This is a genomic window from Paralcaligenes sp. KSB-10 (genome assembly GCF_021266465.1).
Taxonomy (GTDB): domain Bacteria; phylum Pseudomonadota; class Gammaproteobacteria; order Burkholderiales; family Burkholderiaceae_B.
This window is the reverse complement of the sequence record NZ_CP089848.1, coordinates 2,174,871-2,190,493: the sequence shown is the minus strand read 5'-3', so window position 1 is coordinate 2,190,493 and position 15,623 is coordinate 2,174,871. Positions and strand designations below refer to the sequence as shown.

Genomic DNA, 15,623 nt, shown 5'->3' with positions numbered 1-15,623 from the left:
TCTATTATTCTCAAAAGCTCGTGAAGCGGGTGATCGTTTCCGTTTTCTATTCTCAGAAATATTTCACCATCTGTATCCAGAATCTGCCCGATTTGTCTGGCGCCGATTGTGCTTGCGCGTTGCCCAGCTTGTGGGCGTAGTAGGCAGTCACTGAAAAGTTGTTGACGACAGCCCAATTGATTCCTACGCCCGCACCGCTTAGCGTTCGGCGATTGGAGCCACTCGTCCAGTTACTCTTGTTGGTCATCACCGTGCCGGTGTCGACGAAGCCTATCAACTGGACCTGTCCGGGCATCTGGGGCGCTAATTTCGGCAGTCGCCATCTAGCTTCCAGATTCAATATGTAGCCCTGATCGCCAAAGGCTTCACCTTCCGGATAGGCCCGCACGCCGTACATGCCGCCCAACTCCATCTTCTCTGATATGTCCAGATTCTTCGAGGCCCATTGCCCTCGGATTCCCGCGTAAAGCGAGACTGAATCGGTTATATGCTGCAGCCGCGAGGCGCTAAACCCAATTTTATTGTAGGAGCCGTTGCTACGTGCGTATTGGTTATCGTAAGCCCGAACTTCTGGAGTCTGTATGTTCAGATCTCCGAAGGACCAGGTAAGCGAATAACGATTCAATCCGCCGCCGCCGAAATTGTCGCGGTAATCGCCGTACAGACTGGCCATCAGCACGTGCGCCTTCTTGTCGGTGGCGGATCCGGTTGCGTCTTGCCTGTCTTTAAAGGTTCTGTCCTCATAGGCAAGTTGGGCATACAGATTGTTGTTGCGGGATCGTATCAGGGGATAGCTGCCATATATGCTGGCGACTTCCGCAGTACCGTGGGCGTCAAGATCCGCAAATTCTTTACCCAGCCTGTAACCCAGACGACTGTAGGCGACTCCGACAGTGGCCTTGCCAAATTGCATTTGGTAAGAGGCACGGCCATAATTCATGCCACGGCCCGAAGTCACGGCACGCACGCTGGCGACGTCCCCGCGGCCTAACAGATCATTGAAGTTGACGGTTGCGCCAAGACGATACTCGCCGGTATAGCGGTTGCCCGCATTGTCCGCATCAATACTTCCCGTTATGCGCCGACCGGGAGCGACGTCAACGATTAGGTCGGAGGCTCCCGGCGAAGCGCTGGGCGTCAGGGTGGACGTGGTAATCACGCCGGGTATATCGGAGAGCAGCAAAAGGCGGCTATCGAGCGGGTCGATCGCGATCGTGTCTCCGGTGTTGATGCCGCTTAGCTGGCTAAGGGCGAGACTATCCGAGAGATTCGTATGATTACGCAATATGACCTTTCCGTACCGGCCTTCGGCCACCGCGATTGTCACCACCCCGCCCTTGATGTCCTGCGCGGGCAAGTAGGCACGGGCAACGAAGTAACCATTTTTGTGATACCAATCCGTGATCTTCGCCGTCATCGCGCGAAGCTCGGTGAGCGTCAACTGGCTTGCGGGCTTGAAACCCGTCAGCGCCACCAGGTTCGCCTCGGTATAGACAGTGGCGCCGGTGACGCGCAAACGATTGACGAGAATTTTTACGGTGTCGGGCACCACAACGGCCGAGGCTTTTTTTTGCTTTATTTGGATCTCGGGCGCCACTTTTTCCGGGGTAGGAGACGGAGGAATTTGCTGGATTTGGCTACCCGCGCTGGGAAGATCTGCAGCAAAAGCGCTTTGACCCAAGACCAGGATCGCCAGCGGCAGTAGTTTATTACGTAACATAGTATTCACTTTTTACAAGATGTTGTTATATGAAAACATTAGTTACATGTTTGTTAGGTGTAAACAAATCCTCGATATTCATTGATACATCGAACGCTCACGTAAAACCGATGCTAGTTTAAGTAACTAGGGCGGTCTGTGCGGTAGCACACATTAGACCTGCTTTCCTCAGTTGAGCCATGCAATTCGGGGCAAAATCGGTGTTCGTGCCGGTTTTCGGCGGATTGGAGAGGTAACCATTATACGACTTATGAGGTGCCGTAAATGGGGCAGATCTATCGGGTGAGGCTGGCGCATCCAAAAGCCAGGCTGGGGGCGATCACGAGCAGACTCCTATTGCGGTACCGTGTTGGTCTTTAGCGGTCTGCTGCCACAAGTGAAAATTGATTCTATTAGTGTTCTGGCGGACAGGGTGAGATTCGAACTCACGGTACGCCTAAACGTACACCGGATTTCGAGTCCGGCGCATTCGACCACTCTGCCACCTGTCCGTGCGCGTCGATTTAGCGAGTCCGCTATTCTAGCAAGGAAATTGAAAACCTGCACAAAGCCCCGGGGCAGGCGATTGGCATGCCCGGGGCGTTACACTGATGCGGCAGTAATGAACAAGTTTTAGATAATACTCAGGAAAAAAGGAACGATATGCTTACAGGTAAACATGCGGTCATTACCGGTTCTACAAGTGGTATTGGCCTGGCTATTGCGCGCGAGCTGGCGTCCAACGGCGCGAATGTGGTGATCAATGGCTTCGGCGACGCCGCGGCAATCGAAAAAGAACGTGTCGGTCTTGAGCTCGAGTTCAATGTGAAGGCCTACTACATCAATGCCGATTTGTCGAAGGCGGCCGATACGCGAGACTTCATCAACAAGGCGGTGCAGGCCCTGGGCGGTATTGATATCCTGGTAAATAACGCCGGTATCCAGCACACCGACTTGATCGAGGATTTTCCGGTCGAGCGCTGGGATGCGATTATTGCCCTGAATCTGTCGGCGGTGTTCCACGGCACGGCGGCTGCCTTGCCTCATATGAAAAAGCAGGGTTGGGGGCGCATTATCAATATTGCCTCGGCGCATGGCCTGGTTGCTTCCGCGAACAAATCGGCCTATGTGGCCGCCAAGCACGGGGTGGTTGGCCTCACCAAGGTGACGGCTCTGGAAAATGCCGGCAATGGCGTGACCTGCAATGCCATTTGTCCCGGGTGGGTACGCACGCCCCTGGTCGAGAAGCAGATCGACGCCCTGGCGCAAAAAGAAGGTATCGACGTCGAAGCGGCCGCCAAAAAACTGCTGGCTGAAAAGCAGCCTTCATTGCAGTTTGTCACGCCCAAGCAGTTGGGCGGCGCGGCTGTATTCCTGGCTTCCGACGCGGCGGAACAAATGACCGGCACAACCCTGTCGCTCGATGGCGGCTGGACCGCCCAGTAGGGGGAGCTCTTGTGGCCACCCCGCTCGGCAGGCCGGAACATTGCGGGTGCCCACACGGGGCGCCCCTACGAACGGGGCGCCACAACATCACGCGTACGAATGAGGGTGCCGGCAGCCATACGAATGGCGGCACCCATGCTGTTCAATCTCCCATCGACGATTTTCAAACATAAAGGGTTGAAGACTTATATGTTGCTGGTTTTATCTCCGGCCAAGAAGCTGGACTACGATTCAACGGTGCGTACGACGCTGCATACCAAGCCTTTGTTCGTGAAGCAGGCATCGGCATTGATCGATGTGTTGAAAACAAAACCGGCGCACGAAATAGCCGGGCTGATGAGCCTGAGCGATTCGCTGGCGCAGCTTAATGTCGATCGCTATGCCAGTTGGGAACCGCGTTTCACGCGTGCCAATTCCCGCCAGGCTGTGCTGGCGTTCAATGGCGATGTCTACGAGGGCCTGCAGGCGGCGACGCTGTCGGATGCGCAGCTCGAATGGGCGCAAGAGCATGTGGCGATCTTGAGCGGCCTGTACGGGGTGCTGCGCCCGCTGGACTTGATGCGGCCTTATCGCCTTGAAATGGGCACGCGCTTGCCGACCGACAAGGGCACTACTTTGTACAGCTATTGGGGCGCTTCGATTGCCGAGTACCTGAACAAGCGCCTTGTGGCACAGCAGGATGCGGAAGCAGCGCAGGGCAAGGCGGCGGTGCTGTTGAACCTGGCTTCGGAAGAATATTTCAAATCGATCGACCTGAAAGTCTTGAAGGCCACTGTCGTACAGTGCGTTTTTCAGGATTATAAAAACGATGCCTGGAAAGTCATCAGTTTCCATGCCAAGCGCGCACGTGGCTTGATGGCTCGTTACGTCATCGAGCACAAAATTACAAAACCCGCTGCGCTGCAGAAATTTGCCAGCGAAGGTTATGCTTACGCGGCAAAAGAATCGAGTCCGGTCCGCCTGGTATTCAGGCGCCGTGCCTGAGATTGGTTTTATGAGGCTGCCTTGACATTCCAAGGCGGGTATTTACGCCGGACCCAGGCCGTGCATTTCCTGGCGGATCAATTGGGCGGCCTTGACCATTTGCCGCAAGGGGTAGGCCAGGGTAGCCAATTCGCCTTCGGTTTCGATGGAGATCGGTGGGGTGGCATCCTGGTCTTGCAACAGGGCCTCGATCGCATCGAGCGATTTTTGTATGCCTTCGGGTACGGTTTGAAGTTTTGCCAGAATGGGGATGGCGGCGCTGATTTGCGATGCCAGCACGTGGTTCTGAATAAGCAGGTGATTCAATTCCGGTACATTCTTCTGGCGCTTGGCGGGTTCGTCCATCATGCGGTAGAAGGCCGCCGCGAAGTTGCTGAAGGCAATGTGCACATTTTTCCGGGCCAGGCGCCAGGCGACTTCCGCTTCGTGTCTCTGCGCTTCCAGAGAGGCCTGATCGTCCGGCTGGCTGGGCTGCGTCTCCTCGCTGGGCTGTAGCGCTCGGCTCAGGCAGGCATACTGCAGGCCGGTTTTCAGATATTCCTGGTTCGCGGCCTTGGCGGCTTTGGATAGCGACCCCATGACGCTGTATTCCCACCAGGGAAAGATATAGCTGCACAAGAGGGCCAGGCCACAGCCTATGACCGTGTCGACCAGGCGTTCGCCCACCACGAAATTGGCGCTGGGCGTAAGAAAATGGAACACCATCAGCACGAACAAGGTATTGAAGATGGCGGCCAGCATATAGTTCACCTGAATCAGGGAATAGCCCAGGACGCTGGTAATGACCAGTGCGGCGAAATAGATGTCGGGGTTTTGGGTGACATTGAATAGAATCATACCCAGGCCGCAGCCTATCAGGGTGCCCGTAAGACGCCAGCCATTGCGCTGCCTGGTGAGCGCAAACCCCGGTTTCATGACGATGATGATCGTCAGGATGATCCAGTAACTGTGCCCGGTCAGATCGGCCTTCACCCCTTCCATGTCGAGCACGAGCGACAGCACCAGGGTGGCGGTCATGGCCAGCAGGGTGGCTATCGACACGCGCAAGGCATAACGGAAGTGCGAGGAGTCCAGGCGCAGGTTGCTGGTCAGCATGCCGAACCGCAATTCCTGGCGCGACAGGAAGCGGCTCAGGGATTTATCCAGGCGGGTTTCGTTCGAGGTATCGTTGCCGTCACCGCGGGTGCGCGCAGCCATGTGCTCCACCACGCGCGTCGCGTTGCGCAGGCGGCGCAGTATTTGCACCAGCAAGGCGTAGACTTCAGGCTCGTTCTGGGCCAGCCCCTTTTCCCGGTATTGTTCGATTTCGTATTCGATGGCCCGCAATTCGGCCTTGACGCTGCTGCGTGTGCGGGCGCTTTTGTTGCGCGCGATATTCAAGGCCAGGCGTCCGACATTGACCGAAAGCTTGTACAGGGCGTCGCGGGCGAACAGCAGCACGTCGCTGTCCGGCAGGCGGCGGCGCAGCGTTGCATAGTCGGTGTGTGTGGCAACGAGGCTGTCCAGCAGATCGACCATGTCGATAAAAATGTTCAGCAGCATGACGCGATGGCGATCACCGCGCCCGCGCCCCTTGGGCAGTTCGCGCAGTACCAGGTCGCGCGCCGCCTGGTGTTTTTCGGTCATGATGGACTGAAAGTGGATCATTCGCCGGTAGCAGGCGTCCAGGTCGACATGGGCGTCGTAAAACTGTGAGCGGGCCGCCATATAGTCGGCCGTGGCGAACAGGGCGACGGACAGGCCCTGCTGCTCTTCGCGGTACCATAGTACGCGGCTGATCAGGAAGCTGAAGCTGAAATAAAACAGCCCGCCCAGGAATGAGTACAGCGTGTGCAGCAGCACCTGGCTTTCGTCCAGCGGGATGCGCATGGTCAGCGTCATGATCAGCAGGCAGGCAAAACCGATCAGGCCGCCTCGTTTGCCGAACACCGTGAGCATCGAAAATCCGAAACACAGGGCGGGGACGACCAGCCACAGCAGGACGGGATACGGTGATGCCAGGCCGGTAACGGCGGCGGTCAGGGATACCAGCAGGATGCCGCCCAGCATTTCGTTGCGGCGGTTGCTGCGCGGGCCGCCGGGCTGGTCGATGACGGCGACGCAGGCGGCGCCAATGGCCGCAATGACACCCACCGCATACAGCTGAAATATTCCGCCCAGTACCAGGGCCGGCAACAAGACCCCAATCGATTGCCGCAGCCCGCCAAAAAAATAGTGGCTATAGAAAAAACGCTGCAGTTGGGGTACGGGTGACGCCATGAGCACGGTGCTGTGGTGGGAACAAAGCAAGTATAGAGGGAGAATGGCTTGTGTTTTTTATCTTTTGCCTGAAGCGTGGTTCCCATTCATGTCAATGTGTTTCGGGCTGGGCCCGCTTGCGGTCCGAGTTGATTCTGATGGTGCAACGCGGTAAAGTAGCTCTCCTCGACTCGCTCATTTATCCAGTGCGGGCCGTCAAAGGCTCTGTCGCCCGGGCTATCCGCCCGGTTTTTTGCGCCTGCATTACCTGCTGTTGGCCGCGTCACAAGCGTGTGTTGCCAAAGCGTCCGTTTCTACCTCCCGCGTTCATGAAGAACGCTCGTACTGCGTTTCGACGAGTGCGTGTCGGGACGGCAAGGTGTCTGGGTGGCGTGGCTCTGTGAGCCATAAAGCGCCGGATCATGTTGCCGCGACTGGCCCGGCTCAGGCTTTTCCTGGCCAATCGGAATGTCAGTGCTGGTTACGAAAGGAATACAACATGGAACTCAATGGCGCCGATATCGTCGTGCATTGTCTGGCCGAAGAGGGCGTTGACCACGTATTTGGTTACCCCGGTGGTGCGGTCCTGTACATTTACGACGCAATTTACAAACAAGACAAATTCCAGCACATCCTGGTGCGTCACGAGCAGGCCGCCGTGCATGCCGCCGATGCTTATTCACGCTCGTCCGACAAGGTCGGAGTAGCGCTGGTCACCAGCGGTCCGGGCGTTACCAATGCGGTGACCGGCATTGCCACCGCCTATATGGATTCAATCCCCCTGGTAATCATCAGCGGCCAGGTGCCTAGCCACGCCATAGGCGAAGATGCATTCCAGGAATGCGATACCGTGGGCATTACGCGTCCCTGCGTCAAACACAATTTCCTTGTGCGCGATGTCAAGGATCTGGCCGAAACCATGCGCCGCGCTTTTTATATCGCCAAAACGGGCCGGCCGGGTCCGGTACTGGTCGATATCCCCAAAGACATCAGCATGGCCACCTGCAAGTACACGCCCAAAAAGGGCGAGGTGCACATGCGTTCCTATGCGCCCGTGGTCAAGGGGCATCAGGGGCAAATCAAAAAAGCGGTGCAAATGCTGCTGGCCGCCGAGCGGCCCATGGTCTATTCGGGGGGCGGCGTGGTGCTGTCGGATGCGGCTCCCGAACTGCGCCAGCTGGTGGACTTGCTGGGCGCGCCCTGCACCAATACCTTGATGGGCCTGGGGGCTTTCCCGGCCAGCGACGACAAGTTTGTCGGCATGCCGGGGATGCACGGCACCTACGAAGCCAATATGGCCATGCAGCATTGTGATGTCCTGCTGGCGGTGGGAGCCCGCTTCGATGACCGGGTGATCGGCAATCCCAAGCATTTTGCGCAAAATCCGCGCAAGATCATTCATATCGACATCGATCCTTCTTCGATTTCCAAACGTGTGCGCGTCGATGTTCCCATCGTGGGCAATGTCAAAGACGTGCTGCAGGAACTCAACAGCTTCTATGCGCAAGCGGTGGCCGATACGCCGCCCAACCAGGCGGCTGTGGCCAAGTGGTGGCAGCAAATCAATACTTGGCGCGGCAAGGAGTGTCTTAAATACGAGGGCTCCGATACGCTGATCAAGCCGCAGTTTGTGGTTCAGAAGCTGTGGGAAGTCACGGGCGGCGATGCCTTCGTGACCTCGGATGTGGGCCAGCACCAAATGTGGGCGGCGCAGTATTACCGCTTCGACCAACCCCGCCGCTGGATCAATTCGGGAGGCCTGGGAACGATGGGGGTAGGCTTGCCTTTTGCCATGGGCGTGCAAATGGCCAATCCCGACCGCGATGTGGCGGTCATTACGGGTGAAGCCTCGATTCAAATGAACATCCAGGAACTCTCCACCTGCAAACAGTATCACCTGACGCCCAAGATACTGTGTCTGAACAATCGCTATCTTGGCATGGTGCGGCAATGGCAGCAGATCGATTATGGCTCGCGCTATTCGGAGTCGTATGTCGATGCCTTGCCCGATTTCGTCAAGCTGGTCGAAAGCTATGGCCACGTCGGCCTGCAGATCGACAAGCCCGCCGATGTCGAGCCGGCCATACGCGAAGCCTTCAGCAAGCACAAGAAGCGGCTGGTATTCCTCGACTTCATTACCGACCAGACTGAAAATGTGTGGCCCATGGTGAAGGCCGGCCGCGGCCTGACCGATATGCTGCTTGGTTCAGAAGACCTGTAAGGAGAGAAAAAAATGAAACATGTAATTTCTATCCTTCTGGAAAATGAGCCCGGTGCCCTGTCGCGCGTGGTTGGCCTGTTCTCGGCGCGCGGGTACAACATCGAAACCCTGACGGTTGCGCCTACCGAAGACTCGACGCTGTCGCGCATGACGATTGTCACCAACGGTTCCGACGAAATCATCGAGCAGATCACCAAGCACTTGAATCGCCTGGTCGATGTCGTCAAGGTGGTAGATTTGTCGGAAGGGCCGCACATCGAGCGCGAGCTCATGCTGATCAAGGTGCGGGCTGTAGGCAAAGAGCGCGAAGAAATGAAACGCATGGCGGATATCTTCCGCGGGCGCATCATCGACGTTACCGATAAGGTCTACACCATCGAGTTGACCGGTGTGCAAGAAAAAATCGAAGCCTTTATCGGAGCGCTGGACCGCAGCGCGATTCTTGAAACCGTTCGCACCGGAGTATCGGGCATAGGCCGAGGAGAACGCGTCCTTAAACTGTAAAGAAGGGGCGGGCTGACGCGCATCGCGCTTGAGCCCGCGTCCTATTGAATTGCCGCATTACCGCCGACGCCCGGAATCGGGCCGGATGCACCAAAATCCATTAAGCAGCAACGATTTCCCGAATCTGAAGCAATACTATTTTCTTAAATCCTGGAGTTTTATAAATGAAAGTTTTTTACGACAAAGATTGTGACCTTTCCCTCATCAAAGGCAAGAAAGTCGCTATTATCGGCTACGGTTCCCAAGGGCATGCGCACGCCCTGAACCTGCATGAGTCGGGCGTGAAGGTGGTGGTGGGCCTGCGCAAGGGCGGAGCCTCCTGGAGCAAGGCCGAGAACGCAGGCCTGGCTGTGCAGGAAGTGGATCAGGCAGTCAAAGGGGCCGATCTGGTGATGATGCTGTTGCCCGACGAAAATATCGCCGAAGTCTATCGCAATCACGTTGCCGCCAATATCAAGGCCGGCGCCGCTCTGGCTTTCGCCCACGGCTTCAATGTGCATTACGGCCAGGTCGTGCCGCGCAATGATATCGACGTCATCATGATTGCCCCCAAAGCGCCGGGCCACACCGTGCGCGGCACGTATCGCCAGGGTGGCGGCGTACCGTCGCTGGTCGCCGTGCATCAGGATAAATCGGGCGCCGCCCGCGATGTCGCCCTGTCGTATGCCTGCGCTATCGGCAGCGGCCGTGCCGGCGTGATCGAAACCAACTTCCGCGAAGAAACCGAAACCGATCTGTTCGGTGAACAGGCCGTGCTGTGCGGCGGTACGGTCGAGCTGATCAAAGCGGGCTTCGAGACCCTGGTCGAAGCCGGCTACGCGCCGGAAATGGCTTATTTTGAGTGTCTGCACGAGCTCAAGCTGATCGTCGACCTGATCTACGAAGGCGGTATCGCCAATATGAACTACTCCATTTCCAACAATGCTGAGTACGGCGAATATGAAACCGGCCCCAAGATCGTTACCGAAGAAACCAAAAAGGCCATGCGTAAATGCCTGACCGATATCCAGACAGGTGCCTACGCCAAGAATTTCATTCTGGAAAATGCGGCCGGCGCACCCGCCCTGATCTCGCGTCGCCGCATCAACGCCGAATCGCAAATCGAGCAAGTGGGCAGCAAATTGCGCGCCATGATGCCCTGGATCGCGGCCAATAAGCTGGTCGATCAAACCAAGAACTAGGCCTCCGTTTCATTTCGGGCAGGCTGGGGCGGGCGGCCACAAGGGCCGCCCGCATTTATTTCCGGCCGCTGCCAATTGTTTCCGGCCACTCGTAACAGTTTCCGGTCGCCTGCGTTCGTTTCCTGCGGCCATTCTCCGTTCGTTCCCTGCAGCTGTCCGCATTCGCCATAAGCGCCCGCGACTACGCAAAACTCGATCCATTTCGGTTATTCTTCGTCTTACGATGAATAAACCTTCTTATCCGCATCCTGTCATTGCACGCGAAGGCTGGCCGTTTCTGGCAGCCATTGTGCTTGTTTCCATCATTGTCACATTCTGGTCGCCCTGGGCTTCGTTGCCATTGTGGCTGATCTCGTTGTTTGTCCTGCAGTTTTTCCGCGACCCGGCGCGTGTCGCGCCCGACGGCGAGCTCTATGTGCTATCCCCGGCCGACGGCCGTATTGTTTCCGTCGAAGAGGTCAAAGATGCCTATGCGCAACGCGACGCGCTGAAGATCAGCGTGTTCATGAACGTGTTCAATGTTCATTCGAATCGCGCGCCCGTCAATGGCGAAGTGCTCTCTGTCGATTATTTTGCCGGGCAATTTTTCAATGCCGCGCTCGACAAGGCATCGCTGCAGAACGAACGCAACGCTACGGTGCTGCGCACCAGCCAGGGCCATGTCGTAACCGCGGTACAGGTTGCCGGCCTGATCGCCAAGCGCATACTTTGCTACATCAAGCCGGGCGATCAGGTCTATCGCGGGCAACGCTACGGTTTTATCCGTTTTGGTTCACGTGTCGACGTCTATCTGCCCCTGGGCTCGCGCCCGCGGGTGTCCATAGGCGACAAGGTGCAGGCCACCAGCACGGTGCTGGCTGAACTGCCCGCAGCCGCCAGCGAGCAAACCCATGCCTAATTTTCCTCTCGACGAACACACGCGCCGGCGTAGCATCTACCTGCTGCCCAATGCGTTTACCACAGCGAATCTTTTCGCTGGATTCTATGCGGTGGTCCAGGCCATGAACGGCCGATTCGAAATCGCCGCCATCGCGATTTTCGCGGCCATGGTGTTTGACGGCATGGATGGCCGCGTGGCGCGCCTGACCAATACGCAATCGGCTTTCGGCGAGCAGTACGATTCCTTGTCCGATATGGCCTCGTTCGGCATTGCGCCCGCCCTGGTCATGTATGAATGGACCTTGCACGACCTGGGCCGCTGGGGTTGGCTGGCCGCATTTATCTATGTCGTGGGGGCCGCGTTGCGCCTGGCGCGTTTCAATACCAATATCGGCGTGATCGACAAGCGTTTCTTCCAGGGGCTGCCCAGTCCGGCGGCGGCGGCGCTGGTGGCCGGCTTTGTCTGGCTGGCTGTCGACAATAAGTTTCTTCTGCAAGACGGCACAATCGCCTGGCTGGCATTTGCACTCACGGTTTACGCCGGCGTTGCCATGGTATCGAATGCGCCGTTCTACAGTGGCAAAACCTTCGCGCTGGGGCGCAGCGTACCCTTTTGGGTCATTCTGGTGCTGGTCGCCGTGTTCGTGTTCGTATCCAGCGATCCCCCCGTCGTGCTGTTCGGGCTTTTCGTCATCTACGGCATATCCGGTTGGACAACCATGTTCTGGCGCTGGCGCCGGGCGCGCAAGCTAAGAAACCGATCGCGCCACTTCAACGCGGAAGGTTTGGCGGACGACGCGACCAAGCACGATTTGTAGCAAAAGCTAGGGGGCTCTTTGTGGGCACCCATGCTGGGGCGCATCGCAGGCGACCGCCAGGGCCGACCTACGGTGACCCCTACGCAAAAGCAATGCCTCCCGCCCGCTTTACGCCTGTTTTTTACCGGAACGACGATTGGTCGTGGTCGTCGAACATCGGGTCGGGGCCAGGATGGAAGCGGATGACGTGCGAACCATCGTGGCCGAAGTACACGTACATGAGCGAATTCCACGATTTGGCCTGGCGGTATCGGTAGCTCCAGACCAACTGGTCGGACGAGGGCAAGCCTACTCTGTCTTTTACCGCGGGTGGCCCGAATTCGCAAAGAACTTGCTGCTGGGTCCAGGTGCCTTTGCCCAGAAGCTGGAAGTGCTCATCGGTCAGCAAGGACTGGACCTGATCGGTCTGGCCGGCGCTGTCGACATGCACGCCCCAGGCATACTGCCCAAAGGGTTGCTGGGACCAGACAAGATGCTGGCCGCCGTTGGGTTCCGGGCAGGAAAAACTGGGTCGTCCGTATTTGGCCTGGATCTGGGCCAGCGGAGTGCCGGAGGGGAGGTCGCTCATGCTGGAGCAGGCGGCCAGCACGCCCAGCGCGGCAATAGCCAGGCTGGCGCGAAGCCAGCGGCCCGATGTGGCATGACGAATATTCGAGACCATGAAGAGCTCCTGAGTAGCGATGTATGCGCATAAGGCCAAATCAATTATGGAACCCGGGCTAATGCAGAAAAGCCCAGGCAGGGGATTTGGCCGGAGAAAGTCATTACTGTAGCTGAAAAGTCTCTAGGAATAAGACAGCCGGATGCGGGGTATGGTTCCTTGGTGATTTCGCCCCTATTACACCCCGTACCCCGCAAACATCTTGCCAATCCGCTATAATGCGGCAGCTTCCCGGCGGAACGGTATCTTTGTAACCGTGGCTTTCGCCGAAGCTGGATCATATTTTCATAAACATCACGTCAGGGCACCTCGGCTCTGTCGCTCGTTAAAGAGGCTTGATAATGTCTGTTGCTGACATCAAAAAAACCGATATCGTTGCACAATACCAACGTGCCCAAGGCGATACGGGTTCCCCCGAAGTACAAGTGGCGCTGCTTACGGCCCGCATCAATGAATTGACCGGCCACTTCAAGGCTCACATGAAAGACCACCACTCGCGTCGTGGTCTGCTGCGCATGGTCAGCCGCCGTCGCAAATTGCTCGATTACCTCAAAGGCCGCAGTCCCGAGTCGTATCGTTCGTTGATCGAAAAGCTCGGTCTGCGTAAGTGATACTCGGGGCTGGCTCCCCATGATGCAACCGTGGGCGCTGCGATGACAATTCGCGGTGGCCACGGTTTTTTTATTGTAAGGATATTCCGTAATGTTTAATAAAGTGACGAAATCGTTTCAGTACGGCCAGCACACAGTAGTGCTTGAAACGGGCGAGATTGCTCGCCAGGCTGGGGGCGCGGTGCTGGTTTCCATTGAAGATACGGTTGTGCTGGCGACGGTCGTCGCGGCAAAAAAAGCCAAGCCTGGCCAGGATTTTTTCCCCCTGACAGTCGATTACATTGAAAAAACCTATGCGGCTGGCCGCATTCCGGGCGGATTTTTCAAACGCGAAGGCAAGCCCTCCGAAAAAGAGACCCTCACTTCGCGCCTGATCGACCGGCCTTTGCGCCCTCTGTTTCCCGAAGGGTTCTATAACGACGTTCAGGTCATTATTCATACCTTGTCGGTCAACCCCGAAATCGACCCCGACATCGCTGCCATGATTGGCGCGTCGGCCGCATTGGCGATTTCCGGCATCCCCTTCAATGGCCCTATCGGCGCGGCACGGGTGGGCTATATCGACAATCAGTACATCACCAATCCCACGACCTCGCAATTGAAAGAGTCGCAGATGAATCTGGTGGTGGCCGGCACCGAAGCCGCCGTGCTCATGGTCGAATCCGAAGCACGGCAATTGTCCGAGGAAGTCATGCTGGGCGGGGTCGTATATGGCCACGAACAAATGCAGACAGTGATCAATGCCATCCACGATCTGGTCGGCGAAGCCGGCAAACCCGAATGGGATTGGCAGGCGGCACCCAAGAACGAAGCGCTGATTACCGCCGTGAGCGCCGCCGCTCAGGCCGGCCTGCAGGCCGCTTATCAGGTTCGCGACAAGCAGGGCCGCACTACCCAGTTGCGCGACGTATACGCCAGCGTCAAGGCCAAACTGCTGGAACACGCCACAGCCAAAGGCGAAGCCCAGCCCGACAGCGTTGAAGTCGACAATATCCTGTTCGACCTCGAAGCCAAAATCGTACGCGGCCAGATCCTGAACGGCGAAGCCCGCATTGACGGCCGCGATACCCGTACGGTGCGTCCCATCAGCATCCGTCTGGGCGTGCTGCCTCGTGCGCACGGCAGCGCTTTGTTCACCCGTGGTGAAACACAGGCTTTGGTGGTGGCCACTTTGGGCACCAAGCAGGACGAGCAAATCATCGATTCGATCATGGGCGAATCCCGCGACCGCTTCATGATGCACTACAACATGCCCCCGTTTGCCACAGGCGAAACCGGCCGTTTCGGCGTACCCAAGCGCCGTGAAATCGGCCACGGCCGCCTGGCCAAGCGTTCGTTGATCTCCCTGTTGCCCGACGCTCCCGATTTCCAGTACACGATCCGCCTGGTTTCCGAAATCACCGAGTCCAATGGTTCGTCTTCCATGGCGTCGGTATGCGGCGGTTCGCTTGCCATGATGGACGCTGGTGTTCCCGTCAAGGATCACGTGGCCGGCGTGGCCATGGGCCTGATCAAGGACGGCGGCAAGTTCGCCGTACTGACCGATATCCTGGGCGACGAAGATCACCTGGGCGATATGGACTTCAAAGTGGCCGGTACCGTGCAAGGCATTACCGCCCTGCAAATGGATATCAAGATCCAGGGCATTACCAAGGAAATCATGCAGGTTGCGCTGGCCCAGGCCCGCGAAGGCCGTTTGCATATCCTTGAAAAGATGAAGGCTGCCCTCGAAGGTTCGCGCACCGAGCTGTCGGAGTTCGCTCCGCGCATGCTGACGGTCAAGATCAATCCCGAGAAAATCCGCGACGTCATCGGCAAGGGCGGTGCGACCATTCGTGCGCTGACCGAAGAAACCGGCACGCAAATCGATATCGGCGACGACGGCACCATTACCATTTCCAGCGCCGATCTCGATCGCGCCAGGGATGCCGAGCGCCGCATCAAGGAACTGACTGCCGATGTCGAAGTCGGTCAGGAATACGAAGGCCCTGTGCTGCGTCTGCTGGATTTCGGCGCGATTGTCCAGGTTCTGCCTGGTCGCGACGGCTTGCTGCATATCTCTGAAATCGCCAACTATCGCATCGCCAATATCAATGACGTGCTGAAAGTCGGCCAGACCGTGCGTATCAAGGTTATCGAAGCCGATGACAAGGGTAGGCTGCGTCTGTCCATGAAGGCTATTGGCGGTATCGAAGCCCAAGGCGGCCCGCAAGGTCCGGTGGCTGCTCCTGAAACCGCGGCCTGATTACGCCGGCGCAATACGCCGCGGCGCCAGTATTGCTTATCTGGCGCCCCGGTTATTGCAGTGGGTGGCGGCCTTCGGCCCCGCCTGACTGCAATCGGTGCCTTGTATATGAAAAACGACATCCGTGGATGTCGTT

General features: G+C 57.4%; 12 protein-coding genes and 1 tRNA gene. 9 read left to right on the top strand and 4 right to left on the bottom strand.

Annotation, left to right across the window (positions count from 1 at the left end; genetic code table 11):
• Positions 1 to 52: 52 nt before the first annotated feature.
• Positions 53 to 1,720: a ShlB/FhaC/HecB family hemolysin secretion/activation protein gene (locus tag LSG25_RS09905; RefSeq protein ID WP_232744474.1), complete on the bottom strand. Its 1,668-nt coding sequence runs from the start codon at positions 1,718 to 1,720 to the stop codon at positions 53 to 55.
• Between the two features lie 401 nt (positions 1,721 to 2,121).
• Positions 2,122 to 2,211 (bottom strand) — tRNA-Ser (locus LSG25_RS09900).
• Between the two features lie 151 nt (positions 2,212 to 2,362).
• On the opposite strand from LSG25_RS09900, the gene LSG25_RS09895 reads away from it, so the two are divergent.
• Positions 2,363 to 3,145: a 3-hydroxybutyrate dehydrogenase gene (locus LSG25_RS09895; protein WP_232744473.1), complete on the top strand. Its 783-nt coding sequence runs from the start codon at positions 2,363 to 2,365 to the stop codon at positions 3,143 to 3,145.
• A 189-nt stretch (positions 3,146 to 3,334) separates the two neighbouring features.
• The gene (gene yaaA, locus LSG25_RS09890) at positions 3,335 to 4,129 is read left to right on the top strand and encodes a peroxide stress protein YaaA (protein WP_232744640.1); all 795 of its coding nucleotides are present in this window, start codon (positions 3,335 to 3,337) and stop codon (positions 4,127 to 4,129) included.
• A gap of 42 nt (positions 4,130 to 4,171) precedes the next feature.
• Here the strand turns inward: yaaA and LSG25_RS09885 are convergent, their stop codons facing one another.
• Positions 4,172 to 6,388: an FUSC family protein gene (locus LSG25_RS09885; protein WP_232744472.1), complete on the bottom strand. Its 2,217-nt coding sequence runs from the start codon at positions 6,386 to 6,388 to the stop codon at positions 4,172 to 4,174.
• A gap of 478 nt (positions 6,389 to 6,866) precedes the next feature.
• Between LSG25_RS09885 and LSG25_RS09880 the strand changes: the two genes are divergently transcribed.
• The 5 genes from LSG25_RS09880 to pssA all read left to right on the top strand — a co-directional run bounded on the left by LSG25_RS09880 (position 6,867) and on the right by pssA (position 11,970).
• Complete coding sequence (locus LSG25_RS09880; protein WP_232744471.1) at positions 6,867 to 8,588, top strand: acetolactate synthase 3 catalytic subunit; 1,722 nt, start codon at positions 6,867 to 6,869, stop codon at positions 8,586 to 8,588.
• Positions 8,589 to 8,600: 12 nt separating this feature from the next.
• A complete protein-coding gene (gene ilvN / locus LSG25_RS09875) occupies positions 8,601 to 9,092 on the top strand; it encodes an acetolactate synthase small subunit (RefSeq protein ID WP_232744470.1) in 492 nt (163 codons plus the stop codon).
• A 164-nt stretch (positions 9,093 to 9,256) separates the two neighbouring features.
• A complete protein-coding gene (ilvC, locus tag LSG25_RS09870) occupies positions 9,257 to 10,273 on the top strand; it encodes a ketol-acid reductoisomerase (RefSeq protein ID WP_232744469.1) in 1,017 nt (338 codons plus the stop codon).
• A 223-nt stretch (positions 10,274 to 10,496) separates the two neighbouring features.
• On the top strand, positions 10,497 to 11,171 hold the full coding sequence (locus LSG25_RS09865) for a phosphatidylserine decarboxylase (RefSeq protein ID WP_232744468.1): 675 nt from the start codon (positions 10,497 to 10,499) through the stop codon (positions 11,169 to 11,171).
• A complete protein-coding gene (gene pssA / locus LSG25_RS09860) occupies positions 11,164 to 11,970 on the top strand; it encodes a CDP-diacylglycerol--serine O-phosphatidyltransferase (RefSeq protein WP_232744467.1) in 807 nt (268 codons plus the stop codon). Before LSG25_RS09865 ends, pssA begins: the two co-directional genes overlap by 8 nt.
• Before the next feature lie 121 nt (positions 11,971 to 12,091).
• On the opposite strand, the gene LSG25_RS09855 is transcribed toward pssA, so the two are convergent.
• The gene (locus LSG25_RS09855) at positions 12,092 to 12,631 is read right to left on the bottom strand and encodes a hypothetical protein (RefSeq protein ID WP_370635979.1); all 540 of its coding nucleotides are present in this window, start codon (positions 12,629 to 12,631) and stop codon (positions 12,092 to 12,094) included.
• 341 nt (positions 12,632 to 12,972) lie between these two features.
• Between LSG25_RS09855 and rpsO the strand changes: the two genes are divergently transcribed.
• Together rpsO and pnp are read left to right on the top strand one after the other, a co-directional pair.
• Entirely contained in the window at positions 12,973 to 13,242 is a 270-nt protein-coding gene (rpsO, locus tag LSG25_RS09850) for a 30S ribosomal protein S15 (protein ID WP_232744466.1), read from the top strand.
• A gap of 91 nt (positions 13,243 to 13,333) precedes the next feature.
• The gene (gene pnp, locus LSG25_RS09845) at positions 13,334 to 15,487 is read left to right on the top strand and encodes a polyribonucleotide nucleotidyltransferase (RefSeq protein WP_232744465.1); all 2,154 of its coding nucleotides are present in this window, start codon (positions 13,334 to 13,336) and stop codon (positions 15,485 to 15,487) included.
• Positions 15,488 to 15,623: the final 136 nt, after the last annotated feature.

What these genes read in the sequence shown, in the direction of transcription:
- LSG25_RS09905 (WP_232744474.1), bottom strand. Translation starts at nt 1,720, where the DNA reads ATGTTACGTAATAAACTACTGCCGCTGGCGATCCTGGTCTTGGGTCAA.
- LSG25_RS09895 (WP_232744473.1), top strand. Translation starts at nt 2,363, where the DNA reads ATGCTTACAGGTAAACATGCGGTCATTACCGGTTCTACAAGTGGTATT.
- yaaA (WP_232744640.1), top strand. Translation starts at nt 3,335, where the DNA reads ATGTTGCTGGTTTTATCTCCGGCCAAGAAGCTGGACTACGATTCAACG.
- LSG25_RS09885 (WP_232744472.1), bottom strand. Translation starts at nt 6,388, where the DNA reads ATGGCGTCACCCGTACCCCAACTGCAGCGTTTTTTCTATAGCCACTAT.
- LSG25_RS09880 (WP_232744471.1), top strand. Translation starts at nt 6,867, where the DNA reads ATGGAACTCAATGGCGCCGATATCGTCGTGCATTGTCTGGCCGAAGAG.
- ilvN (WP_232744470.1), top strand. Translation starts at nt 8,601, where the DNA reads ATGAAACATGTAATTTCTATCCTTCTGGAAAATGAGCCCGGTGCCCTG.
- ilvC (WP_232744469.1), top strand. Translation starts at nt 9,257, where the DNA reads ATGAAAGTTTTTTACGACAAAGATTGTGACCTTTCCCTCATCAAAGGC.
- LSG25_RS09865 (WP_232744468.1), top strand. Translation starts at nt 10,497, where the DNA reads ATGAATAAACCTTCTTATCCGCATCCTGTCATTGCACGCGAAGGCTGG.
- pssA (WP_232744467.1), top strand. Translation starts at nt 11,164, where the DNA reads ATGCCTAATTTTCCTCTCGACGAACACACGCGCCGGCGTAGCATCTAC.
- LSG25_RS09855 (WP_370635979.1), bottom strand. Translation starts at nt 12,631, where the DNA reads ATGGTCTCGAATATTCGTCATGCCACATCGGGCCGCTGGCTTCGCGCC.
- rpsO (WP_232744466.1), top strand. Translation starts at nt 12,973, where the DNA reads ATGTCTGTTGCTGACATCAAAAAAACCGATATCGTTGCACAATACCAA.
- pnp (WP_232744465.1), top strand. Translation starts at nt 13,334, where the DNA reads ATGTTTAATAAAGTGACGAAATCGTTTCAGTACGGCCAGCACACAGTA.